Origin of the sequence: Pseudomonas sp. PS01303, from assembly GCF_029959385.1 — a bacterium.
In the GTDB taxonomy this organism is placed as follows: Bacteria; Pseudomonadota; Gammaproteobacteria; order Pseudomonadales; family Pseudomonadaceae; genus Aquipseudomonas; species Aquipseudomonas rustica.
Genome location: NZ_JASCPK010000039.1, coordinates 1 through 22,986, shown reverse-complemented (window position 1 = coordinate 22,986; position 22,986 = coordinate 1). Strand labels below are relative to the sequence as shown.

Annotated in this window: 19 protein-coding genes; 12 read left to right on the top strand and 7 right to left on the bottom strand. The window is 60.1% G+C overall.

The genetic code is table 11. The annotated features are described in order from the left end of the window. Window positions 1-123 precede the first annotated feature (123 nt). A complete protein-coding gene (locus QMX93_RS13550; protein ID WP_282356520.1) occupies window positions 124-870 on the top strand; it encodes a FadR/GntR family transcriptional regulator in 747 nt (248 codons plus the stop codon). A 7-nt stretch (window positions 871-877) separates the two neighbouring features. On the opposite strand, the gene QMX93_RS13545 is transcribed toward QMX93_RS13550, so the two are convergent. Continuing rightward, the gene (locus QMX93_RS13545) at window positions 878-1,234 is read right to left on the bottom strand and encodes a hypothetical protein (protein ID WP_212544078.1); all 357 of its coding nucleotides are present in this window, start codon (window positions 1,232-1,234) and stop codon (window positions 878-880) included. A gap of 508 nt (window positions 1,235-1,742) precedes the next feature. Here QMX93_RS13545 and kdgD point away from each other — a divergent pair. The 5 genes from kdgD (at window position 1,743) to QMX93_RS13520 (ending at window position 8,509) form a co-directional block, all read left to right on the top strand. Continuing rightward, window positions 1,743-2,654, top strand: coding sequence for a 5-dehydro-4-deoxyglucarate dehydratase (gene kdgD, locus QMX93_RS13540; protein WP_093435890.1), 912 nt, complete (start codon window positions 1,743-1,745; stop codon window positions 2,652-2,654). Window positions 2,655-2,716: 62 nt separating this feature from the next. Next, window positions 2,717-4,162 (top strand): aldehyde dehydrogenase family protein, encoded by a 1,446-nt coding sequence (locus QMX93_RS13535; protein WP_212549725.1) that lies wholly within the window; start codon window positions 2,717-2,719, stop codon window positions 4,160-4,162. 225 nt (window positions 4,163-4,387) lie between these two features. Continuing rightward, window positions 4,388-5,749 (top strand): MFS transporter, encoded by a 1,362-nt coding sequence (locus QMX93_RS13530; protein ID WP_053117078.1) that lies wholly within the window; start codon window positions 4,388-4,390, stop codon window positions 5,747-5,749. A gap of 11 nt (window positions 5,750-5,760) precedes the next feature. After that, complete coding sequence (gene garD, locus QMX93_RS13525; protein WP_053117079.1) at window positions 5,761-7,314, top strand: galactarate dehydratase; 1,554 nt, start codon at window positions 5,761-5,763, stop codon at window positions 7,312-7,314. A 253-nt stretch (window positions 7,315-7,567) separates the two neighbouring features. Beyond that, window positions 7,568-8,509, top strand: a complete 942-nt coding sequence (locus QMX93_RS13520) for an AEC family transporter (protein WP_282356514.1) — start codon at window positions 7,568-7,570, stop codon at window positions 8,507-8,509. Window positions 8,510-8,592: 83 nt separating this feature from the next. Here the strand turns inward: QMX93_RS13520 and QMX93_RS13515 are convergent, their stop codons facing one another. The 6 genes from QMX93_RS13515 to gatC form a co-directional block, all read right to left on the bottom strand. Then, window positions 8,593-8,970 (bottom strand): carboxymuconolactone decarboxylase family protein, encoded by a 378-nt coding sequence (locus QMX93_RS13515; protein WP_187676762.1) that lies wholly within the window; start codon window positions 8,968-8,970, stop codon window positions 8,593-8,595. Further along, a complete protein-coding gene (locus tag QMX93_RS13510) occupies window positions 8,967-10,028 on the bottom strand; it encodes a calcium/sodium antiporter (protein ID WP_282356508.1) in 1,062 nt (353 codons plus the stop codon). Before QMX93_RS13510 ends, QMX93_RS13515 begins: the two co-directional genes overlap by 4 nt. Before the next feature lie 46 nt (window positions 10,029-10,074). After that, window positions 10,075-10,446, bottom strand: a complete 372-nt coding sequence (locus QMX93_RS13505; RefSeq protein WP_282356506.1) for a septal ring lytic transglycosylase RlpA family protein — start codon at window positions 10,444-10,446, stop codon at window positions 10,075-10,077. A 145-nt stretch (window positions 10,447-10,591) separates the two neighbouring features. Beyond that, window positions 10,592-12,037 carry an Asp-tRNA(Asn)/Glu-tRNA(Gln) amidotransferase subunit GatB gene (gene gatB / locus QMX93_RS13500; RefSeq protein WP_282356505.1) on the bottom strand — a complete coding sequence of 482 codons (1,446 nt, stop codon included), beginning with the start codon at window positions 12,035-12,037 and terminating at the stop codon, window positions 10,592-10,594. Window positions 12,038-12,047: 10 nt separating this feature from the next. Continuing rightward, the gene (gene gatA / locus QMX93_RS13495; protein ID WP_025109475.1) at window positions 12,048-13,499 is read right to left on the bottom strand and encodes an Asp-tRNA(Asn)/Glu-tRNA(Gln) amidotransferase subunit GatA; all 1,452 of its coding nucleotides are present in this window, start codon (window positions 13,497-13,499) and stop codon (window positions 12,048-12,050) included. A gap of 16 nt (window positions 13,500-13,515) precedes the next feature. Next, entirely contained in the window at window positions 13,516-13,803 is a 288-nt protein-coding gene (gene gatC, locus QMX93_RS13490; RefSeq protein WP_007915356.1) for an Asp-tRNA(Asn)/Glu-tRNA(Gln) amidotransferase subunit GatC, read from the bottom strand. Window positions 13,804-14,015: 212 nt separating this feature from the next. Here gatC and mreB point away from each other — a divergent pair, with 212 nt between their 5' ends. From mreB to QMX93_RS13460, 6 genes are all read left to right on the top strand, one after another. After that, window positions 14,016-15,053, top strand: coding sequence for a rod shape-determining protein MreB (gene mreB, locus QMX93_RS13485; RefSeq protein ID WP_002555108.1), 1,038 nt, complete (start codon window positions 14,016-14,018; stop codon window positions 15,051-15,053). Between the two features lie 143 nt (window positions 15,054-15,196). Next, the gene (mreC, locus tag QMX93_RS13480; protein WP_282356535.1) at window positions 15,197-16,327 is read left to right on the top strand and encodes a rod shape-determining protein MreC; all 1,131 of its coding nucleotides are present in this window, start codon (window positions 15,197-15,199) and stop codon (window positions 16,325-16,327) included. After that, entirely contained in the window at window positions 16,327-16,818 is a 492-nt protein-coding gene (gene mreD, locus QMX93_RS13475) for a rod shape-determining protein MreD (protein WP_053117085.1), read from the top strand. Before mreC ends, mreD begins: the two co-directional genes overlap by 1 nt. An 86-nt stretch (window positions 16,819-16,904) precedes the next feature. Further along, a complete protein-coding gene (locus QMX93_RS13470; RefSeq protein WP_282356503.1) occupies window positions 16,905-17,501 on the top strand; it encodes a Maf family protein in 597 nt (198 codons plus the stop codon). 58 nt (window positions 17,502-17,559) lie between these two features. After that, window positions 17,560-19,017: a ribonuclease G gene (gene rng / locus QMX93_RS13465; protein ID WP_053117087.1), complete on the top strand. Its 1,458-nt coding sequence runs from the start codon at window positions 17,560-17,562 to the stop codon at window positions 19,015-19,017. Window positions 19,018-19,092: 75 nt separating this feature from the next. Next, complete coding sequence (locus QMX93_RS13460) at window positions 19,093-22,896, top strand: YhdP family protein (RefSeq protein ID WP_282356502.1); 3,804 nt, start codon at window positions 19,093-19,095, stop codon at window positions 22,894-22,896. Window positions 22,897-22,986: the final 90 nt, after the last annotated feature.

Sequence of the window (22,986 nt, the reverse complement as noted above, 5' to 3'; positions counted from 1 at the left end):
TGACACGACGCCTTCGCGAGCAAGCTCTGCTCCTACAAGGGCAATGCGTTGGCAGGAAGTGATCGTACAACCGCCTTGCGCTATGATGCGCCCAAGCCGAATTCTCGAGACAAGACGTAAACCATGGAAAACTCGCTCAACGCCCCACGCTTCCCGCGCAAGCGCCGCAGCCTGGCACAGGAACTGGTGACGGTGCTGACCGAGCAGATCCGTGACGGCCTGCTCAAACGGGGCGATAAGCTCCCCACTGAATCGGCGATCATGCAGGAGCACGGCGTCAGTCGCACCGTGGTGCGCGAGGCGATCTCCCGTCTGCAAGCCGCCGGGCAAGTGGAAACCCGCCACGGCATCGGCACGTTTGTGCTCGACACACCGAGCCCGAGCGGCTTTCGCATCGATCCGGCCACCGTCGTCACCTTGCGTGATGTTTTGGCCATTCTCGAATTGCGCATCAGCCTCGAAGTCGAGTCCGCCGGCCTCGCCGCGCAACGCCGCAGCCCCGAGCAACTGGCAACCATGCGCGCCGCCCTCGATGCACTGAACGACAGCGTCGCCCACGCCAGCGATGCCGTCGCGTCCGATTTCGCCTTCCACCTGGAAATCGCGCTGTCGACCGGCAACCGCTACTTCACCGACATCATGACCCACCTCGGCACCAGCATCATTCCGCGCACGCGGCTGAACTCAGCACGTCTGGCCCATGACGATCAGCAGCACTACATGAATCGCGTCAGCCGCGAGCATGAAGAGATTTATCAGGCGATTGCCCGGCAGGATTCCGATGCGGCAAGAGCGGCGATGCGGCTGCATTTGACGAATAGTCGCGAGAGGCTGCGCCAGGCGCATGAAGAGGCGCAGGCGCAGGGGTGACGGTTGCTTAGTATTTGACGTAAACACTAAGTACAGCGGATTTGTAGACAATTTTTTCGCGCGTCACCGTATAAACGAGATCGGCAGTGGCTCCGGGATCAGGTTTTTCTCCAAACACTGATTTAGGGATCTGGAATACGAAAGGGTCGAGAGAGGGCGTTACTACAAGTATGTCTCGCCATAGCCGTCCTGCCGAAGTGGTGACCGTAAATTCGATCACATCTCCCGCCGCAGCATTTACATACGGCTCGACGTCGCCGTGGGCCGGGTCGTTCAGATTGTGGACATAAAGAACGGTGTCACTGCCCACAATCAGCGCCTCCCGGAGCACGGGGGCAGCGAGTGCGTTGTCTTGAAAATTCATGATTCAAAATCCTTTTGTTTAGCCAATCAAACCATTGAAGCAGCCATGAGTCTGCGTTTCGGAGTCGGTTTGTTCTCTCCTGACGGCATTAGGGCAGGAGTAGCAGAAGCCGGGCACCTGTAAGAACTACCAGTTTCGACGAACGGTTATCCATTTCCGGTGCTTTCCATCGTCCTGAAATCGCCATCGCGAGCAGGCTCACTCCTACCTTGAAATGCGTTCCACTGTGGGAGTGAGCCTGCTCGCGATGGGGCCAATCCGGGCTGCTTGATTTTCAGTCCTAGGACAACATCCCTCAAAACGCCCACTGAACAAGCCTTCCACTCAGGTGGGGCGAAGGCTCTACAGCGCCATCGAATAGCTGAAGAAACAATTTTGTCGGACAAAAACCACCCACAACGATGAAATGCAGTTGACGGTTATCTTTTAAGTTGTACGATGACCTACAACTTCGGCGAAGGCTGAACGTGACAATCACAACAATATTGCTACCCAGGGTGTTCGAATAATGAATCCACAAGAACTGAAGTCCATCCTCTCTGCCGGCCTGCTGTCCTTCCCGGTTACCGATTTCAACGCGCAGGGTGATTTCAACCGTGCGGGCTACATCAAGCGTCTGGAATGGCTGGCCCCGTACGGCGCTTCGGCTCTGTTCGCAGCGGGCGGCACCGGTGAGTTCTTCTCCCTGGCCGCCAGCGAATATTCGGAAATCATCAAGACTGCCGTCGACACTTGCGAAACCAGCGTGCCGATTCTCGCCGGTGTCGGCGGTTCGACCCGTCAGGCCATCGAATACGCACAGGAAGCCGAGCGTCTGGGCGCCAAAGGCTTGCTGTTGCTGCCGCACTACCTGACCGAAGCCAGTCAGGACGGCGTTGCCGCACACGTTGAAGCCGTGTGCAAATCGGTCAACATCGGCGTGGTCGTCTACAACCGCAACGTTTGCCGCCTCAACGCGCCGCTGCTGGAACGTCTGGCCGAGCGCTGCCCGAACCTGATCGGTTACAAGGACGGTCTGGGCGATATCGAGTTGATGGTGTCGATCCGTCGCCGCCTCGGTGATCGTTTCAGCTACCTCGGTGGCTTGCCGACCGCCGAAGTCTACGCCGCTGCCTATAAGGCGCTGGGCGTGCCGGTTTACTCCTCGGCGGTGTTCAACTTCATTCCGAAAACCGCGATGGATTTCTACCACGCGATCGCTCGCGAAGATCACGCCACCGTCGGCAAGATCATCGACGACTTCTTCCTGCCGTACCTCGACATCCGCAACCGCAAGGCCGGTTACGCCGTGAGCATCGTCAAGGCTGGCGCCAAAATCGCTGGCTATGACGCCGGCCCGGTGCGCGCACCGCTGACCGACCTGACCGGCGAAGAGTACGAAATGCTCGCCGCGCTGATCGACAAGCAAGGTGCGCAATAACCCCCGAACAAACCGAGGCCGCTGAGCAATCAGCGGCTTTTGCGTCGAGAGGAGATAAGGCTGTGACTGATTCCAAGCGTTACGACAATTACATCAACGGTGAGTGGGTTGCCGGTGCCGATTACTCGGCCAACATCAACCCGTCCGAGTTGAGCGACACCATCGGCGACTACGCCAAGGCTGATCTGACTCAGGTTCATGCCGCCATCGACGCCGCCCGTGCCGCGTTCCCGGCGTATTCGACTTCGGGTATTCAGGCTCGCCACGATTCGCTGGATAAAATCGGCACGGAAATCCTCGCCCGTCGCGAAGAACTCGGCACCCTGCTGGCTCGGGAAGAGGGCAAGACCCTGCCTGAAGCCATCGGCGAAGTGACCCGCGCCGGCAACATCTTCAAGTTTTTCGCCGGTGAATGCCTGCGCCTGTCCGGCGATTACGTGCCGTCGGTGCGTCCGGGCGTCAACGTCGAGGTCACCCGCGAAGCGCTGGGTGTGGTCGGTCTGATCACCCCGTGGAACTTCCCGATCGCGATTCCGGCGTGGAAGATTGCTCCGGCGCTCGCCTACGGTAACTGTGTCGTGCTGAAACCGGCCGATCTGGTGCCGGGTTGCGCTTGGGCACTGGCCGAAATCATCTCTCGCGCGGGCTTCCCGGCCGGCGTGTTCAACCTGGTGATGGGCAGCGGTCGAGTGGTTGGCGATGCGCTGGTGCAGAGCCCGAAAGTCGACGGCATCAGCTTCACCGGTTCGGTGGGCGTGGGTCGTCAGATCGCCGTTAACTGCGTCTCGCGTCAGGCGAAAGTGCAGTTGGAAATGGGCGGCAAAAACCCGCAGATCATTCTCGATGACGCCGACCTTAAGCAAGCGGTCGAGTTGTCGGTACAGAGCGCGTTTTACTCCACCGGTCAGCGTTGCACCGCGTCGAGCCGCTTGATCGTCACCGCCGGGATTCACGACAAATTTGTCGAAGCGATGGCCGAGCGCATGAAGTCGATCAAGGTCGGCCACGCGCTGAAATCCGGCACCGACATCGGTCCAGTGGTTTCGCAAGCACAGCTTGAACAGGACATGAAGTACATCGACATCGGTCAGTCCGAAGGTGCGCGTCTGGTCAGCGGCGGTGGTCTGGTGACCTGCGACACCGAAGGTTATTTCCTCGCGCCAACGCTGTTTGCCGACAGCGAAGCGTCGATGCGCATCAGCCGTGAAGAGATCTTCGGGCCGGTGGCCAACATTGTTCGCGTGGCCGATTACGACGCGGCGCTGGCGATGGCCAACGACACCGAGTTCGGTCTGTCGGCGGGTATCGCGACGACGTCACTGAAGTACGCCAACCACTTCAAACGCCACTCGCAGGCCGGCATGGTGATGGTCAACTTGCCGACCGCCGGCGTCGATTACCACGTTCCGTTCGGTGGCCGTAAAGGTTCATCCTATGGCTCACGTGAGCAAGGCCGCTATGCCCAGGAGTTCTACACCGTGGTGAAAACCAGCTACATCGGCTCCTGAATGCAGCACGCGGTGTCGACCCTGACACCGCAATCCCTGTAGGAGCTGCCGCAGGCTGCGATCTTTTGATCCTGATCTTAAAAACAAGATCAAAAGATCGCAGCCTTCGGCAGCTCCTACAGGGAACCCGAAATACGGACATCCCGTAATACAGGGACACCCGGTAAACCGGGCACCAAAGAAGATTCACCCGCGCATAAAAATAATCAGTGGGAGTACATCTACATGCAATCGTCCAAGCCGACTCACGTCCGCTATTTGATCTTGCTCATGCTGTTCCTCGTGACCACGATCAACTACGCCGACCGCGCCACGATCGCCATCGCCGGCTCCAGCCTGCAAAAAGACCTCGGCATCGACGCGGTCACCCTCGGCTACATCTTCTCTGCATTCGGTTGGGCCTACGTGGCCGGGCAAATTCCTGGTGGCTGGCTGCTCGATCGTTTCGGCTCGAAAAAAGTTTACGCCCTGAGCATTTTCACCTGGTCGCTGTTCACCGTGCTGCAAGGCTTTGTCGGTGAGTTCGGCATGTCCACGGCGATCGTTGCGCTGTTTATGCTGCGCTTCCTCGTTGGTCTGGCTGAGGCGCCATCGTTCCCGGGCAACGCACGCATCGTAGCGGCGTGGTTCCCGACCGCTGAGCGCGGTACCGCGTCGGCGATCTTCAACTCGGCGCAATATTTTGCCACCGTGTTGTTCGCGCCGCTGATGGGCTGGATCGTGTACTCCTTCGGTTGGGAGCACGTGTTCATTGTCATGGGGATTCTCGGGATTGTGTTTTCGCTGGTCTGGCTGAAAGTGATCTACAGCCCGCGTGAGCACCCACGCATCAACGAAGCCGAGTTCAAGCACATCGCTGAAAACGGCGGCATGGTCGACATGGATCAGACGGGCAAAAAGTCCGACGGCCCGAAATGGGACTACATCCGTCAGTTGCTGACCAACCGCATGATGCTCGGCGTGTATCTGGGCCAGTACTGCATCAACGGCATCACTTATTTCTTCCTGACCTGGTTCCCGGTGTACCTGGTGCAAGAGCGTGGCATGACCATTCTCAAGGCCGGTTTCATCGCCTCGTTGCCGGCGATCTGCGGCTTCATTGGCGGCGTGCTTGGCGGGGTGATTTCCGATTACCTGTTGCGTAAAGGCCACTCGCTGACCTTCGCCCGCAAAGCGCCGATCATCGCTGGTCTGCTGGTGTCCAGCAGCATCGTCGCCTGCAACTATGTTGATGTGGAATGGATGGTCGTCGGCTTCATGGCCCTGGCCTTCTTCGGCAAAGGCGTTGGCGCACTGGGTTGGGCGGTGGTCTCCGACACCTCACCAAAACAGATCGCCGGTCTGAGCGGCGGCCTGTTCAACACCTTCGGCAACATTGCTTCGATTACCACACCGATCGTGATTGGCTACATCATCAGCTCCACCGGTTCGTTCAAATGGGCGCTGGTGTTCGTCGGTGCCAACGCACTGGTGGCGGTGTTCAGCTATCTGGTCATCGTTGGCCCGATCAAACGTGTGGTACTCAAAGAGCCGCCAACCAACGGCGGTGTTGAAGCCAGCGGTAAATTGTCTCAAGCGCATTCCTGAGGAGCGGCGTCATGCAGTTGATTGAACATTCCGACTCGCCGCGCCACATCCGCCTGCACGAGCGGGACAATGTGGTGGTCGTGGTCAATGACCAGGGCGCACCGGCCGGCACTGAATTTGCCGATGGTCTGGTGACCGTGGAATTCGTGCCGCAGAGCCACAAGATCACTCTGGAAGACATTGCCGAGGGCGGTCAGGTGATTCGCTACGGTCAGGTTATTGGCTACGCGTTGCAGCCGATTCGCCGGGGCAGTTGGGTCAAGGAAGATCAACTGCGCATGCCGACCGCGCCGCCACTGGACAGCTTGCCGCTGTCCACCGACGTGCCGGACGCGCAGGCACCGCTGGAAGGCTTCACCTTCGAGGGCTATCGCAACGCTGACGGCACCGTCGGCACGCGCAATATTCTCGGCATCACTACCACCGTGCAGTGCGTCACCGGCGTGCTCGATCACGCGGTGAAACGCATCAAGGATGAGCTGCTGCCGAAGTACCCGCACGTCGATGACGTGGTGGCGCTGACGCACAGTTACGGCTGCGGCGTGGCGATCACCGCCACCGACGCCTACATCCCGATTCGCACCGTGCGCAATCTGGCGCGCAACCCGAACCTCGGCGGCGAGGCGTTGGTGATCAGTCTGGGCTGCGAGAAATTGCAGGCCGGGCAGGTGATGCACGAGGACGATGCGTCGGTCGATCTCAGTGATCCGTGGCTGTATCGCTTGCAGGATTCCAGTCACGGTTTCACCGAGATGATCGAGCAGATCATGCAACTGGCCGAAGTCCGTTTGAAGAAACTCGACCAGCGCCGCCGCGAAACCGTGCCGGCGTCCGAGTTGATCCTCGGCATGCAGTGCGGCGGCAGCGATGCGTTCTCCGGGATCACCGCCAACCCGGCGCTGGGTTATGCCTCGGACTTGTTGTTGCGCGCCGGGGCGACGGTGATGTTTTCCGAAGTCACCGAAGTGCGTGATGCGATTTACCTGCTGACCTCTCGTGCCGAAACCAAAACCGTCGCCGAAGAACTGGTGCGCGAGATGGATTGGTACGACCGTTATCTGGCCAAAGGCGAGGCGGATCGCAGCGCCAACACCACGCCGGGCAACAAGAAGGGCGGGTTGTCGAACATCGTCGAGAAGTCGCTGGGATCGATCGTCAAATCCGGCAGCAGCGCGATCAATGGCGTGCTCGGCCCGGGCGAACGTTTCAAGCAGAAGGGGCTGATTTTCTGCGCGACGCCGGCGAGTGATTTTGTCTGCGGGACGTTGCAGTTGGCAGCGGGGATGAATTTGCATGTGTTCACCACGGGGCGGGGTACGCCGTATGGTTTGGCGATGGCGCCGGTGGTGAAAGTGTCGACGCGCACTGAGCTGGCGCAGCGCTGGCCGGATCTGATTGATATCGACGCCGGGCGGATTGCCACCGGGCGGGCGACGATTGAGGAATTGGGTTGGGAGTTGTTTCACTACTATCTGGATGTTGCGAGCGGCAAGCAGCAGACGTGGGCGGAGAAGCACAAGCTGCATAACGACATTACGTTGTTTAACCCGGCGCCGATTACCTGATGGTTTTGGGGTAGGGCAAAAGCTACCCTCACCCCAGCCCTCTCCCGGAGGGAGAGGGGGCCGACCGAGTTGTCTTGCGCAATACATCGACCTGAAATACCGAGTTGATTATGGATTCAACGAAGTCATTTCAGGTCGGCGGATTTTTTGAATATCCCCCGGTCAGTCCCCTCTCCCTCCGGGAGAGGGCTAGGGTGAGGGGCTTTTGCTTTATCATTGCCACCTAACGACGCTCACCCAAGGCTCTCTCGGCATGCTGGCAATCTTCCTCGAAACCCTGAACATCACCGCGCCGGTGTTTGCCATGCTGTTTCTTGGTGTGCTGCTCAAGCGCATCGACTGGATCAACGACAACTTCATCCACACAGCCTCGGCGCTGGTGTTCAACGTGACCATGCCGGCGCTGTTGTTCCTCGGCATTCTGCACGCCGACCTGCACGCCGCGTTGCAACCAGCGCTGCTGATCTACTTCTCCGTCGCCACGCTCGTCTGTTTCGCCATCGCCTGGGGCTGGGCGATTTTCAAGTGCCCGCGTGAAGATCGCGGCATCTACACCCAAGGCGCGTTTCGCGGCAACAACGGCGTGATTGGTCTGGCGCTGGCCGCGAGCATGTACGGCGATTACGGGATTTCTCTCGGTGCGATTCTCGCGGCGTTGGTGATCCTGTTTTACAACACGCTGTCGACGATTGTGCTGGCGGTGTACAGCCCGGTGATCAAGTCCGATCCGTGGAGCATCTGCAAAAGCGTGTTCAGCAATCCGCTGATCATCAGCGTGATTGCGGCGGCGCCGTTTGCCTATTTCAAGATCGGTTTGCCGGGGTGGCTGGAGACCTCAGGTCAGTATCTGGCGCAAACCACCTTGCCGCTGGCGCTGATTTGCATCGGCGGCACGCTATCGCTGGCGGCGTTGCGCAAGAGCGGCAACATGGCGCTCAGTTCGAGTCTGATGAAGATGATCGGTTTGCCGGTGCTGGCGACGCTCGGGGCGTGGTTGTGCGGCTTTCGTGGGGCGGAGTTGGGGATTCTGTTTCTGTACTTCGGCAGCCCGACAGCGGCGGCGAGTTTTGTCATGGCGCGGGCGGCGCAGGGCAATCATGAGTTGGCGGCGGCGATTATTGTGCTGACCACGTTGATGGCGGCGATTACCACCAATGTCGGGATCTTTGTTTTGCAGTGGGGTGGGTGGATCTAAAGGGCAACATCAAAAGATCGCAGCCTGCGGCAGCTCCTACATGGGCATGCGTTCCTGTAGGAGCTGCCGAAGGCTGCGATCTTTTAGCTTTTCTGGTAGGTATCGATCACTTCCTGCGCCGCGCGAAACGCATCTATCGCCGCCGGCACGCCGGCATACACCGCGCAATGCAGCAGCGCCTCACGAATCTCGTCCACCGTGCAGCCGTTGTTCAGCGCCCCACGCACATGCCCCTTCAGCTCTTGCGGACACTTCAGCGCCGTCAGCGCGGCCAGGGTAATCAAGCTGCGCGTCTTCAGCGGCAAACCTTCGCGATTCCACACGCCGCCCCAGGCATGTTCATTAACGAAATCCTGCAACGGCTGGGTGAACTCGGTGGCGTTGCCCAACGCGCGATCGACAAACGCATCGCCCATTACCTGGCGGCGAACTTCTACCCCGGACTTCTTCGATTCGGTCATGGCATATCACTCTTGTGGTGTTGGCGGCGCCAGGCGCGGATGGACGTAAACAACAAATACCCCAGCAGCGGCGGCAGAACGTAAAACAGCATCAGCCGCTCCAGTTTGCCGGCCAGCGGCATGCCGGTGGTGAACGACACCACGTGCAGCCCGTAGACCAGATACAAACCGAGCAGCAACAAACCTTCGGCGCGGGTCACGCGGTAGCCGGAATAGAACACCGGCAGGCACAGCGCGGCGACGCCGAGCATCACCGGCAGGTCGAAATCCAGTGCGTTCGGCGATACCGACAATGGTGTCGGCGCGATCAACGCGGTGAGGCCGAGCACGCCGAGCAGGTTAAACAGATTGGCGCCGATCACGTTGCCCACGGCGATGTCGCGTTGGCCGCGCAGGGCGGCGATCAGCGAGGTCGCCAGTTCCGGCAGCGACGTGCCGACAGCGACCACGGTCAGACCGATCACCCGTTCCGAGAAGCCCAGATCCGTCGCCACTACCACAGCGGCGCCGAGCAGCAGATGCCCGGCGAATACCAGCATGGCGAGGCCGACGATGATCATCAGAACGCTGGCAAGCCATGAGGTTTTGGCCGCGTCGGGTTGCGCGGAATGCGGTCGCGCCGAGTGCCGTGACTGGCGCAACAGCAAGCCGAGATACAACGCCAAAGCGCCGAGCAAGAGAATGCCGTCGGAGCGGCTGATTTCCTCGTTCCACGCCAACACAAACACCAGCAGACTGGCGCCGATCATCAGCGGAATGTCGAGACGCACCAGTTGCCGCGACACGCGCAATGGAATGATCAGCGCCGACAAACCGAGAGTCACAAGGATGTTGAAGATGCTGCTGCCGACCACACTGCTGACGGCGATATCGGGGTTGTGCCCCAGCGCGGCTTGCACGCTGACGGCCATCTGCGGCGCACTGCTGCCGAGGGCGACAATGGTCAGGCCGATGATCAGTGGACGCACATGCAGACGCTCGGCCAGACGCACCGCCGCGCGCACCATCAGTTCGGCGCCGAAGATCAGCAGGCACAGGCCGGCGAGCAATTCGATCACGCTGATCAGCGGTAAATCGGTCAGTCCGAAAATGGTCAGCGCTCCATCAGTCGAGGGCCTGCACGCGAACCCGCGCGGTACCGCTGCTGAGCATACCGAGTTGTTTGGCGGCTTCGCGTGAAACATCAATCAGGCGTCCACGCGTATGCGGGCCACGATCGTTGATGCGCACCACAACGGACTCATCGTTTTTCAGGTTGGTGACCTTCACCCGCGTGCCAAAGGGTAGCTGGCGGTGGGCGGCGGTCAGGGAATTCTGGTTAAACGGCTCGCCACTGGCAGTGCGTTTACCGTGGTGCTTGGCACCGTAATAAGAAGCGACGCCGGTCTGGTCGTAACCGTGCGGGTCGATGGTGTCGGTACTGGCACAACCGGCCAGCAAAGAGAGCAGGGCGCAGGCGCCGAGCAGACGTTTCATTCAGATACTCCAAAGTGATCGTTCCCACGCTCCAGCGTGGGAATGCATCCCGTGACGCTCTGCGTCACACCGCAATGGACGCGGAGCGTCCGGGGCGGCATTCCCACGCAGAGCGTGGGAACGATCCCCGAGCGCGGGGCCAGAATCAGCCTTCGAGCTTGCTTTTCAGCAGTTCGTTCACTTGCTGCGGGTTGGCTTTGCCTTTCGACGCTTTCATCGCCTGACCGACAAAGAAGCCGAACATCTTGCCGCGTTTGGCTTCATCCGCCGCACGGTACTGTTCAACTTGCTCAGCGTTGGCCGCAAGCATTTCGTCGAGCACCGCCGAGATTGCGCCGCTGTCGGTCACTTGTTTCAGGCCGCGTTTTTCGATGATCTCGTCTGCGCTGCCTTCACCGTTAGCCATCGCTTCAAACACAACCTTGGCGATCTTGCCGGAGATGGTGTTGTCCTTGATGCGCAGCAGCATGCCGCCCAGCAGTTCAGCGGAAACCGGCGACTCGTCGATGTCCAGGCCTTGCTTGTTGAGCAGGCTGCCCAACTCGACCATCACCCAGTTCGCCGCCAGTTTGGCGTCGCCGCCGATGCTCGCGACTTTCTCGAAGTAATCGGCTTGCTCGCGGCTGGTGGCCAGCACGCTGGCGTCGTAGACCGACAGACCGAATTGCTCCTGGAAGCGCCCGCGTTTCTGCGGGGGCAGCTCCGGCAGGGTGGCGCGCACTTCGTCGAGGAACGACTCTTCGATGACCACCGGCAGCAGATCCGGATCGGGGAAGTAACGGTAGTCGTTGGCTTCCTCTTTCGAACGCATCGGACGGGTCTCGTCCTTGTTCGGATCGTACAGACGAGTCTGCTGAATCACTTTGCCGCCGTCTTCGATCAGCTCGATCTGACGCTGGATCTCGGAGTTGATCGCCTTCTCGATGAAGCGGAACGAGTTGACGTTTTTGATCTCGCAACGCGTGCCGAATTCAACCTGACCTTTCGGGCGGATCGACACGTTGCAGTCGCAACGCAGCGAACCTTCGGCCATGTTGCCGTCGCAGATGCCCAGATAACGCACCAGCGCGTGGATCGCCTTGACGTAAGCCACGGCTTCCTTGGCGCTGCGCATGTCCGGCTCGGAAACGATTTCCAGCAGCGGCGTGCCGGCACGGTTCAGGTCGATGCCGGTGGCACCGTTGAATTCTTCGTGCAGGCTCTTGCCGGCGTCTTCTTCCAGGTGCGCGCGGGTGATGCCGACACGTTTGACCGTGCCGTCTTCCAGCGCGATGTCCAGGTGGCCCTTGCCAACGATCGGCAATTCCATCTGGCTGATCTGGTAGCCCTTCGGCAAGTCCGGATAGAAGTAGTTTTTACGGGCGAACACGTTGTGCTGACCGATCTCGGCGTCAATCGCCAGACCGAACATCACCGCCATACGCACCGCTTCCTGGTTCAGCACCGGAAGAACGCCGGGCATGCCCAGATCGATCAGGCTGGCCTGGGTGTTCGGCTCGGAACCGAATGTGGTGGAACTACCGGAAAAGATTTTCGACCGGGTGGTGAGCTGGGTGTGAATCTCCAGCCCGATCACGACTTCCCATTGCATGTGTGTCTCCTCAGAAGCCGGTTGGGGTGCGGGTGTGCCAGTCAGTGTTGAGCTGATACTGGTGCGCAACATTGAGCAAACGGCCTTCCTGGAAATACGGCGCAAGCAACTGCACGCCCACCGGCAGACCGTCGACAAAACCGGCCGGCATCGACAGGCCCGGCAGGCCCGCGAGGTTGGCGGTGATGGTGTAGACGTCTTCCAGATAAGCAGCGACCGGGTCACTGTTCTTGGCGCCAAGCTTCCAGGCCGGGTTCGGCGTGGTTGGGCCGAGGATGATGTCGACTTCATTAAACGCAGCCATGAAGTCGTTCTTCACCAGACGACGGATCTTCTGCGCTTTCAGGTAGTAGGCGTCGTAGTAACCGGCGGACAGCGCGTACGCACCGACCATGATCCGGCGCTGCACTTCCGGGCCGAAACCTTCGCCACGGGAGCGCTTGTACAGGTCGATCAGGTCTTTCGGTTGTTCGCAGCGATGACCGAAACGCACGCCGTCGAAACGCGACAGGTTCGAGGAGGCCTCTGCCGGCGCGATCACGTAGTACGCCGGAATCGCGTGCTGCATATTCGGCAGGCTGATTTCCTTGATCACGGCACCGAGCTTCTGCAGCTCTTTAATGCTGTTCTGGATCAGCTCGGCGATGCGCGGGTCGAGACCGGCGCTGAAGTATTCCTTCGGCACGCCGATGCGCAGGCCTTGCAGCGAATCGCCGAGGCTTGCGGAGTAATCCGGAACCGGCTCATCGATGCTGGTGGAGTCGTTCTGATCGAAGCCAGCCATACCTTGCAACAAAATTGCGCAGTCTTCAGCCGTGCGCGCCAACGGGCCACCCTGATCGAGACTGGAGGCGTAAGCGATCATGCCCCAGCGCGAAACGCGACCGTACGTCGGTTTCAGGCCGGTGAGGTTGGTGAACGCTGCTGGCTGACGAATCGAACCGCCGGTATCGGTGGCCGTCGCCGCTGGCAACAGACGAGCGGCAACTGCGGCCGCCGAACCGCCGGACGAACCGCCCGGTACGTGTTCCAGATTCCACGGGTTTTTTACCGCGCCGTACCAGCTCGACTCGTTGGCCGAACCCATGGCGAATTCGTCCATGTTGGTCTTGCCCAGGGTCACGGCGCCGGCAGCGGCCAGTTTCGCGACCACGGTGGCGTCGTACGGGGCCTTGAAGTTGTCGAGCATCTTCGAGCCGCAGCTGGTGCGAATGCCCTGGGTGCAGAACAGGTCTTTGTGGGCGATCGGCGCACCGAGCAGGGCGCCGCTCTCACCGTTGGCGCGGCGGGCATCGGCGGCTTTCGCCTGCTCGAGGGCCAGCTCTTCGGTGAGGCTGATGAAACTGTTGAGCTGCGGATCGAGCTGGGTGATACGCGCCAGCAGGACTTTGGTCAGCTCTTCGGAGGAAAACTTTTTATCGGCGAGACCGCGGGCGATCTCGGCCAGAGTCATTTGATGCATTGCAGGCTCTTTCCCTTTAGTCGATGACTTTCGGAACCAGATACAGGCCGTTTTCGACCGCTGGTGCGATGGACTGGTAGGCCTCGCGGTGATTGCTCTCGGTCACGACGTCGGCACGCAGGCGCTGACTGGCTTCCAGCGGGTGGGCCAGAGGCTCGATACCGTCGGTATTAACAGCCTGCATTTCGTCGACCAGCCCGAGAATGCTGTTGAGGGCGGAAGTAATGTGTGGAAGATCAGCATCATTGAGGCCAAGGCAGGCCAGATGAGCAATCTTTTCCACGTCGGAGCGTTCTAGCGCCATCGGGATTCTCCAGTGGAAAACAGAACACACGGCGTCCGTGTGTTAGATTGTTCGGAACACTACCGCACTTCTACGGTCATAAGGCCGCGATTGTGGGGCTTGGTGCACAGAAAAGCGGCCAATTTAACATATTGGCGCCTTGCCCAAAATCCCTGTCGTTGTTAGAGTTTGCCGCACTTTTTTACCCACGCGTTGCCTAGGGTCCCTTTCCCATGTTCAAGAAACTGCGTGGCATGTTTTCCAGCGATCTTTCCATTGACCTGGGCACTGCCAACACCCTTATTTACGTGCGCGAGCGCGGTATCGTCCTGAATGAGCCATCGGTTGTGGCTATTCGGACACACGGTAATCAGAAAAGTGTCGTCGCTGTCGGCACCGAAGCCAAGCGCATGCTCGGTCGTACGCCGGGCAACATTGCTGCCATTCGTCCGATGAAAGACGGCGTGATCGCCGACTTCAGCGTCTGCGAAAAGATGCTGCAATACTTTATTAACAAAGTTCACGAAAACAGCTTTCTGCAGCCTAGCCCTCGTGTGCTGATCTGCGTTCCATGCAAATCCACCCAGGTTGAGCGTCGCGCCATCCGTGAATCGGCCCTCGGTGCCGGTGCCCGTGAAGTGTTCCTGATCGAAGAGCCAATGGCCGCTGCGATCGGTGCCGGCCTGCCGGTCGAAGAAGCGCGCGGATCGATGGTCGTGGATATCGGTGGTGGTACCACTGAAATCGCACTGATCTCCCTGAACGGTGTGGTCTATGCCGAATCCGTACGCGTTGGCGGCGACCGCTTCGACGAAGCGATCATCACCTACGTGCGCCGTAACTACGGCAGTCTGATCGGTGAATCCACCGCTGAGCGCATCAAGCAGGAAATCGGTACTGCCTACCCGGGCGGCGAAGTTCGCGAAGTCGATGTTCGCGGTCGCAACCTGGCCGAAGGCGTTCCACGCGCATTCACCCTGAACTCCAACGAAGTGCTGGAAGCTCTGCAAGAGTCCCTGGCAACCATCGTTCAGGCCGTGAAAAGCGCGCTGGAGCAATCGCCGCCGGAACTGGCTTCCGACATCGCCGAGCGTGGCCTGGTGCTGACCGGTGGTGGCGCGTTGCTGCGTGACCTCGACAAGTTGCTGGCGCAGGAAACCGGTCTGCCGGTGATCGTTGCCGAAGATCCGCTGACCTGTGTTGCTCGCGGCGGTGGCCGTGCATTGGAAATGATGGATAAGCACACCATGGATCTGCTCTCCAGCGAATAAGTGCTGGGTTGCAATACGTGGGTGAGCGCGCGCAGGCAGCACTTTGCAGTGCTGCCTGTTGGCGTTTATCTTCTGTCAGTCTTCATCCAGGCCGGTTTGATGCCGTATGAATAAACAGAACATTTGCCTGGGAGGAGCGGCTTATTAAACCGCTTTTCGCCAAAGGCCCTTCGTTGGGTGTGCGCCTGTTGGTGCTGGCCGTGCTGTCGGTCGCGCTGATGGTCGTCGATGCCCGCTTCAGTCTGCTCAAGCCTGCACGCAGCCAGATGTCGCTGGTGCTGATGGATGCCTACTGGATCACTGACCTGCCCGGACGTTTATGGGAAGGCGTGGCCAGTCAATTCGGCAGCCGTACCGAGCTTGTCGCCGAAAATGAAAAACTCAAAACCGAAAACCTGCTGCTGCAGGGTCGCATGCAAAAGCTTGCCGCCCTCACCGAGCAGAACGTTCGGCTGCGCGAGTTGCTGAATTCTTCCGCACTGGTCAACGAAAAGGTCGAAGTGGCCGAGTTGATCGGCATGGATCCCAATCCCTTCACCCATCGCATCATCATCAATAAAGGTGAGCGCGACGGCGTGGTGCTCGGTCAACCGGTGCTCGATGCACGCGGCTTGATGGGCCAGGTGGTCGAGTTGATGCCTTACACCTCACGTGTATTGCTGTTGACCGACACGACTCACAGCATTCCTGTGCAGGTGAACCGTAACGGTCTGCGTGCGATTGCCAGCGGCACCGGTAACCCGGAACGTCTGGAATTGCGCCACGTTGCCGACACCGCCGACATCAAAGAAGGCGATCTGCTGGTCAGCTCCGGTCTCGGCCAGCGTTTCCCGGCCGGTTACCCGGTGGCGACGGTCAAGGAAGTGATCCACGATTCCGGTCAGCCCTTCGCCATCGTCCGCGCCGTACCGACGGCAGCCCTGAATCGCAGCCGCTACATGCTGCTGGTATTCAGCGACACCCGCACGCCGGAAGAGCGCGCCAATGACGCCGCGCAAGCCCAGGAAAATCTCGACGCGCAGGGCGGTGGCCCGGTGATTCCGGCCACTGTGCCGAAAACCGTGACGCCACCTGCCGCCGCTGCGGCGACTCCAGCAGCAACGTCCGCCGCACCGGCCGCTGCCGCTGCGACACCGGCCAAGCCGGCTGCGAGCAAACCGCCAGCGGCGTCAAAACCGCCCGCCGCCAGTAAACCTCCGGCCGCTCAGCCGGCTGCACGGCCAGCGGCGAAACCGCCGGTGACTGCGCCCGCCACCACCGGGAGACAAGAATAATGGTCGGAGCGACTGCCTCGCGTAACGGCTGGATCGTCTGGCTGACCTTTGCCATCGGCCTGCTGCTCAGTGTTTCGCCGTTGCCGCAATTCATGGAAATCCTCCGCCCGCTGTGGCTGGCGCTGCTCCTGACATTCTGGGCGCTGTACATGCCGCAAACGGTCGGCATGGTCACCGCGTTTTGTCTGGGTCTGGCTGAAGACGTGCTCTACGGCACGCTGCTGGGGCAGAACGCCTTGATCCTGACGCTGATTACTTTCCTCGTCCTCTCGTTGCAGCAGCGCTTGCGCATGTTCCCGATGTGGCAGCAGTGCCTGGTGATTCTGGTGATCTTCGGCCTCGCCCAGCTCGTGCAGCTGTGGCTCAGCGCGTTGACCGGCAACCGTCAACCGACGCTGGCGCTGGTATTGCCGGCACTGGTCAGCGCCTTGCTCTGGCCGTGGATCAGCTTCGCTCTGCGTGGATTGCGCCGCCGCTACAAGATCAATTGAGTCGATCAGGCATGTGCCCGCACCGGTGACGCCGCCAACAGGGAAGAGTATTTGTGAGGCAGGGCACTAAACAGGGAGATGTCGTGATGAAGTCGCTTTACCTTGCCTCAGGTTCGCCGCGTCGGCGTGAATTGCTCACGCAGATCGGCGTGCCGTTCACCGCCATCAGCGCGGACATCGATGAAACCCCTTTAACCAACGAATCCCCTTTGGCCTACGTCGAGCGTCTGGCGCGCGGCAAAGCCGAGGCCGGGCGACGCACGCTCGTGTCCGCCGAACAGCATTGTGTGCTGGGCGCGGATACCGCTGTGGTGCTCGACGGTAAAATTCTCGGCAAACCGGTGGACGAAGCCGACGCATGCGCCATGCTGATGATGTTGTCCGGCAAGGAGCATGAAGTGCTGACGGCAATCGCCGTACTCGACGACGAGCGTTGCGAGTCGCGCGTGGTGCGCAGTCTGGTGCGGTTCCGCCCGATCAGTCGTGAAGAAGCCGCGGCCTACTGGGCCAGCGGTGAACCCCGCGACAAGGCCGGTGGCTATGGCATTCAGGGCCTCGGCGCAGTGTTTGTCGCCGGGCTCAATGGCAGTTACTCGGCGGTGGTCGGGTTGCCTGTTTGCGAAACCGCAGAACTGCTGGGCCATTTCGGCATACCCTGTTGGCAAAACCTAAGCGCGCAATGAGCGTCGTACGAAACCAGATGCGGCCATTATCGTGAAAATGTCTGAACGAGATCCTGCCATGAGTGAAGAGATTCTGATCAACATCACGCCGATGGAGTCGCGCGTGGCGGTGGTCGAAAACGGTGTGCTGCAAGAAGTCCATGTCGAGCGCACGCAAAAACGCGGGATCGTCGGCAACATTTATAAAGGCAAGATCGTGCGGGTACTGCCGGGCATGCAGGCGGCATTCGTCGACATCGGTCTGGATCGCGCCGCGTTCATTCATGCCTCGGAAATCTCCCTGCGCGAAGGCTCCTCCGTTGAAAGCATCAGCGCGCTGGTGCACGAAGGCCAGAGCCTGGTGGTGCAAGTCACCAAAGACCCGATCGGCTCGAAAGGCGCACGCCTGACCACGCAACTGTCGATCCCGTCGCGCTATCTGGTGTACATGCCGCGCACCGCCCACGTCGGCATTTCCCTGAAAATCGAAGACGAAGCCGAGCGCGAACGCCTGAAAAAAGTGGTCAGCGATTGTGTGGCCAAAGAAGGCATTCAGGAGGCGGGCGGCTTTATTCTGCGCACGGCGGCCGAAGGTGCCGGCGCTGAAGAAATCCTCATGGACATTCGTTATCTGCGCCGTTTGTGGGATCAGATCAACGAACAAATCAAAACCATCGGCGCGCCGAGCGTGATCTACGAAGACCTCGGTCTGGCCTTGCGCACGCTGCGTGATCTGGTCAGCCCGAAGATCGAGAAGATCCGCATCGACTCGCGGGAAACCTTCCAGAAAACCACGCAGTTCGTCGCCGAGCTGATGCCGGAGATCGCCGATCGTCTGGAACATTACCCGGGCGAGCGACCAATTTTCGATCTGTATGGCGTTGAAGACGAAATCCAGCGCGCCCTTGAGCGCAAAGTCCCGTTGAAATCCGGCGGCTATCTGGTGATCGATCCGGCGGAAGCCATGACCACCATCGACGTCAACACTGGCGCGTTCGTCGGTCATCGCAACCTCGAAGAAACCATTTTCAAGACCAACCTTGAAGCCGCCACCGCGATTGCCCGGCAGATGCGCCTGCGCAATCTGGGCGGGATCATCATCATCGACTTCATCGACATGGAAGATGAAGAGCACCAGCGTCAGGTGCTGCGCACGCTGGAGAAACAACTGGAGCGCGATCACGCCAAGACCAACATCATCGGCATCACCGAGTTGGGCCTGGTGCAGATGACCCGCAAGCGCACCCGCGAAAGTCTTGAGCAAGTGCTGTGCGAGCCGTGCAGCAGTTGCCAGGGTCGTGGCAAATTGAAGACTCCGGAAACCATCTGTTACGAGATTTTCCGCGAGATTCTGCGTGAGGCCCGTGCCTATCAGGCCGAGGGTTATCGCGTACTGGCGAACCAGAAAGTGGTTGATCGACTGCTCGATGAAGAATCGGGTAACGTCGCCGAACTTGAAGGGTTTATCGGTCGCACCATTCGCTTCCAGGTGGAAACCATGTATTCCCAGGAACAATACGACGTGGTGCTGCTCTGATCCCCTGCGTCACATTTTTTCTACCGCGGCTGGCCTCAGCTTTTCGCAGTTTTATTGCCATGGGAGCCATCTGACATGGAGCGTCTGACACGCATTCTGGCCGCACTCACCCGTTGGGGGCTGGGCCTGTGCGCGTTGGTTCTGGTGTTGATGGCGTTGTACGTCAGCCTCGGCCGCGAGCTGACCCCGCTGGTCGCCGAATACCGCACCGACATCGAAGACAAGGCCAGCGCCGCCCTTGGCATGCCGTTGCAGATCGGCGAGCTGGAAGGTAACTGGAGCGGCTTCGCCCCGATTCTGCTGGCACGCGATGTGATGGTCGGCAGCGGCGCCAATGCGTTGCGTCTGGATCAAGTGCGCGCCGTGCCTGATCTCTGGGCCAGCCTGTTGGCCCGTGAAGTGCGCATTGCCCATCTGGAACTCAATGGCCTGAAGATCAGCCTCAAGGAAGCCGAGGACGGCAGTTGGGCGCTGGAAGGTCTGCCGGTGCAGAGCGATCAACCGCTGGATGCGCAGCAGTTGTTCAATCGTTCGCTAATGATTCAGCAACTCTCGGTGCTCGACAGCCAGGTCACCCTGCAGCCGCAGGATCACGCGCCGATGACCCTCACCTATGTCGGCATCAACCTGAAAACCGGCGCCAGTCGCCAACGTCTCGATGCCCGTTTGACTCTGCCGGACGGCCAGCCCGTGGCGATCAATCTGCGTACGCGCCTGCGCCCCGAGCAATGGCAGGACAGCACGGTCGAGGGCTACGCCAGTCTGCCGCAAAGCGATTGGGCAAAATGGTTGCCCGAGCGCCTGACCCAGCAGTGGAATTTCTCCGAGATCAAGGCCGGCGGTGAGGTCTGGATCGATTGGGCCAAGGGCACGCTGCAAAGCGCCTCTGTTCGCTTGAACGCGCCGCAAGTCACCGGCGCCTATGGCGAGCGCAAGCCTATCAAGATCAACAACCTCGCCATCAACGCGTACTACCGCGACGGTGGCGACGGCGCGGCGGTGACGTTCGATTCGCTGGCGATGAATTTCGGCGAAACCCGCTGGGAATCCCGCGTCCAACTGCAACAGACCCGCGCCACCGACAAAGTGGAAGAGCTCTGGCATCTGCAGGCTGATCGTCTGGATCTGACGCCGATCACGCCACTGCTCAACGCGCTCGGGCCGTTACCCAAAGGTTTCGCCGAAGTGGTCGATCACCTGAAAGTGACCGGTGGCCTGCGTAACGTGCTGCTGGATTTCCGTCCGGCGGCCACTGACGGCACAAAATTCAGCTTCGCCGCCAACCTCGACAAGGTCGGCTTCGATGCCTATCACGGCGCCCCGGCTGCACGAAATGTCAGCGGCAGCCTCAGCGGTAACCTCGACGGCGGCGAACTGCGCATGGACAGCAAAGATTTTGTCCTCCATCTCGATCCGATTTTCGCCAAGCCGTGGCAATACATTCAGGCCAACGCGCGCCTGACGTGGAAACTTGATAAAGACGGATTCACCCTGATCGCGCCGTACCTCAAGGTGCTCGGCGAAGAGGGCAAGATTGCCGGCGACTTCCTGATTCGTCTGCATTTCGATCACAGCCAGGAAGACTACATGGACTTGCGTGTCGGTCTGGTCGACGGCGACGGTCGTTACACCGCCAAGTACCTGCCGGAAGTCTTGAGCCCGGCGCTCGACGAATGGCTGCGCACGGCGATCCTGAAAGGCGCGGTGGACGAAGGTTTCTTCCAGTATCAGGGCTCGCTGAGCAAGGACGCCAAAGAAGCCGATCGCAGCATCAGTCTGTTCTTCAAGGTGCATGACGCCGAACTCGCATTCCAGCCGGGCTGGCCGCACGTCAGCAAGGTCAGCGGTGATGTGTTTATCGAGGACAGCGGCGTACGCATTCTGGCGAAAAAGGGTCAGTTGCTCGACACCCAGGTCAGCGATGTCTCGGTCAATATTCCGCATGTGCCGTCCGGGCAGAACTCGCACTTGCTGCTGGATGGCGCGTTCGCCGGTGGTCTTGGCGATGGCTTGAAGATTCTGCAGGATGCGCCGATCGGCACGGGCGAAACCTTCGCCGGTTGGGAAGGCTCAGGGGATCTTCGTGGCAAGCTCAAACTCGACGTGCCGCTGGGCAAAGGCGAGGAGCCGAAAGTCCTCGTTGATTTCAAAACCGCCAACGCGAAGTTGAAACTGGCCGAGCCGAAGCTGGAGCTGAGCCAACTCAAGGGTGATTTCCGCTTCGACAGCGCCAAAGGCCTCAGCGGGCAGAACATCAGCGCGCGGGCCTTCGACAAACCGGTGACCGCGCAAATCTTTGCCGACGGCAGTCCGGGCAAACTCAAAACGCGTGTTGCGGCGACCGGGCAGGTCGAAGTCAAGAAGCTCACCGACTGGCTGGCGGTGACGCAACCGTTGCCGGTATCCGGGACGATTCCGTATCAACTGCAATTGAATCTGGACGGCGCCGACAGCCAATTAATGGTCAGCTCCAACCTCAAGGGCGTGGCGGTGGATCTGCCGGCACCGTTCGGCATGGCGGCGGATGTCGGGCGCGACACGGTGTTCCGTATGACCTTGCAAGGGCCGGAGCGGCGTTATTGGGTCAATTACGATCAACTGGCCAATTTCACCTATGCCGCGCCATCGAGCGGTTTTGCTGACGGTCGCGGTGAGTTGTTCCTCGGGGCGGGCGAGGCGGTGTTGCCGGGCGCCAAGGGTTTGCGCATCCGCGGTGTGCTGTCGGAGCTGGACGTCGCGCCGTGGCAGGATCTGGTCAACAAGTACGCCGGGCAGGATCCGGGCGGCAGCGCCAACAAATTGCTCAACAGCGCGGATATCAAAGTCGGCAAGCTGACGGCGTTCGGCACCACGCTGGATCAGGCGTCGGTGCAGCTCAATCGCAAACCTGGCGCGTGGGCGTTGGCCCTCGACAGTCAGCAGGCTAAAGGCACCGCCAGCCTGCCGGACGCCAAGGGCGTGCCGATTGCGGTGAACATGCAATACGTGAAGCTGCCGGCGGCGGATCCGAATGTGCAGACCGACGAGAACGCCCCCGATCCTTTGGCCTCGGTCGATCCGACGAAGATTCCCGCGCTGGATATCACCATCAATCAATTGTTCCAAGGCCAGGATCTGGTCGGTGGCTGGTCGCTGAAAATTCGCCCGACTGCCAAAGGCATTGCCTTGAACAACCTCGACATGGGCCTCAAAGGTATCCTCTTGCAGGGCAACGGCGGCTGGGAAGGCGCGGCGGGCTCGAGCAACAGCTGGTTCAAAGGGCGGATCAGCGGCAAGAACCTCGCCGATGTGCTCAAGGGCTGGGGTTATGCGCCGAGCGTGACCAGCGAAGATTTCCACATGGACGTCGATGGCCGCTGGCCGGGCTCGCCGGCGTGGCTGGCGACCAAGCGCTTCTCCGGCACCCTCGATGCCTCGCTGAACAAAGGTCAGTTCGTTGAAGTGGATGGCGGCGCGCAGGCGTTGCGCGTGTTCGGTCTGCTCAACTTCAACTCGATTGGTCGTCGCTTGCGCCTGGACTTCTCCGACCTGTTCGGCAAAGGCCTGAGCTACGACCGGGTCAAAGGCCTGCTGGTGGCGACGAATGGTGTTTACGACACCAAGGAGCCGATTCGCCTGACCGGGCCGTCGAGCAACATCGAACTCAACGGCAAACTGGACATGGTTGCGGAGCAAGTCGACGCCAAGTTGATGGTGACCTTGCCGGTGACCAACAACCTGCCGATTGCCGCGCTGATCGTCGGAGCCCCGGCGATTGGCGGTGCTTTGTTCCTGATCGACAAGCTGATCGGCGACCAGGTGGCGCGCTTCGCCAGCGTCAAATACACCGTCAAAGGCCCGTGGAAAGAGCCGAAAATCACTTTCGACAAGCCTTTTTGAGTAGCATGACGCTATCCCCGTGTAGGAGCTGCCGCAGGCTGCGATCTTTTGATGTTGTTTTTTAAAAGCCAGATCAAAAGATCGCAGCCT

Excerpts from the sequence above, each read along its gene's own strand:
- QMX93_RS13515 (WP_187676762.1), bottom strand. The coding sequence starts at position 8,970 with ATGACCGAATCGAAGAAGTCCGGGGTAGAAGTTCGCCGCCAGGTAATG.
- mreB (WP_002555108.1), top strand. The coding sequence starts at position 14,016 with ATGTTCAAGAAACTGCGTGGCATGTTTTCCAGCGATCTTTCCATTGAC.
- QMX93_RS13530 (WP_053117078.1), top strand. The coding sequence starts at position 4,388 with ATGCAATCGTCCAAGCCGACTCACGTCCGCTATTTGATCTTGCTCATG.
- gatB (WP_282356505.1), bottom strand. The coding sequence starts at position 12,037 with ATGCAATGGGAAGTCGTGATCGGGCTGGAGATTCACACCCAGCTCACC.
- garD (WP_053117079.1), top strand. The coding sequence starts at position 5,761 with ATGCAGTTGATTGAACATTCCGACTCGCCGCGCCACATCCGCCTGCAC.
- rng (WP_053117087.1), top strand. The coding sequence starts at position 17,560 with ATGAGTGAAGAGATTCTGATCAACATCACGCCGATGGAGTCGCGCGTG.
- QMX93_RS13520 (WP_282356514.1), top strand. The coding sequence starts at position 7,568 with ATGCTGGCAATCTTCCTCGAAACCCTGAACATCACCGCGCCGGTGTTT.
- gatA (WP_025109475.1), bottom strand. The coding sequence starts at position 13,499 with ATGCATCAAATGACTCTGGCCGAGATCGCCCGCGGTCTCGCCGATAAA.
- kdgD (WP_093435890.1), top strand. The coding sequence starts at position 1,743 with ATGAATCCACAAGAACTGAAGTCCATCCTCTCTGCCGGCCTGCTGTCC.
- QMX93_RS13470 (WP_282356503.1), top strand. The coding sequence starts at position 16,905 with ATGAAGTCGCTTTACCTTGCCTCAGGTTCGCCGCGTCGGCGTGAATTG.
- mreD (WP_053117085.1), top strand. The coding sequence starts at position 16,327 with ATGGTCGGAGCGACTGCCTCGCGTAACGGCTGGATCGTCTGGCTGACC.
- QMX93_RS13505 (WP_282356506.1), bottom strand. The coding sequence starts at position 10,446 with ATGAAACGTCTGCTCGGCGCCTGCGCCCTGCTCTCTTTGCTGGCCGGT.
- QMX93_RS13460 (WP_282356502.1), top strand. The coding sequence starts at position 19,093 with ATGGAGCGTCTGACACGCATTCTGGCCGCACTCACCCGTTGGGGGCTG.
- QMX93_RS13550 (WP_282356520.1), top strand. The coding sequence starts at position 124 with ATGGAAAACTCGCTCAACGCCCCACGCTTCCCGCGCAAGCGCCGCAGC.
- gatC (WP_007915356.1), bottom strand. The coding sequence starts at position 13,803 with ATGGCGCTAGAACGCTCCGACGTGGAAAAGATTGCTCATCTGGCCTGC.
- QMX93_RS13545 (WP_212544078.1), bottom strand. The coding sequence starts at position 1,234 with ATGAATTTTCAAGACAACGCACTCGCTGCCCCCGTGCTCCGGGAGGCG.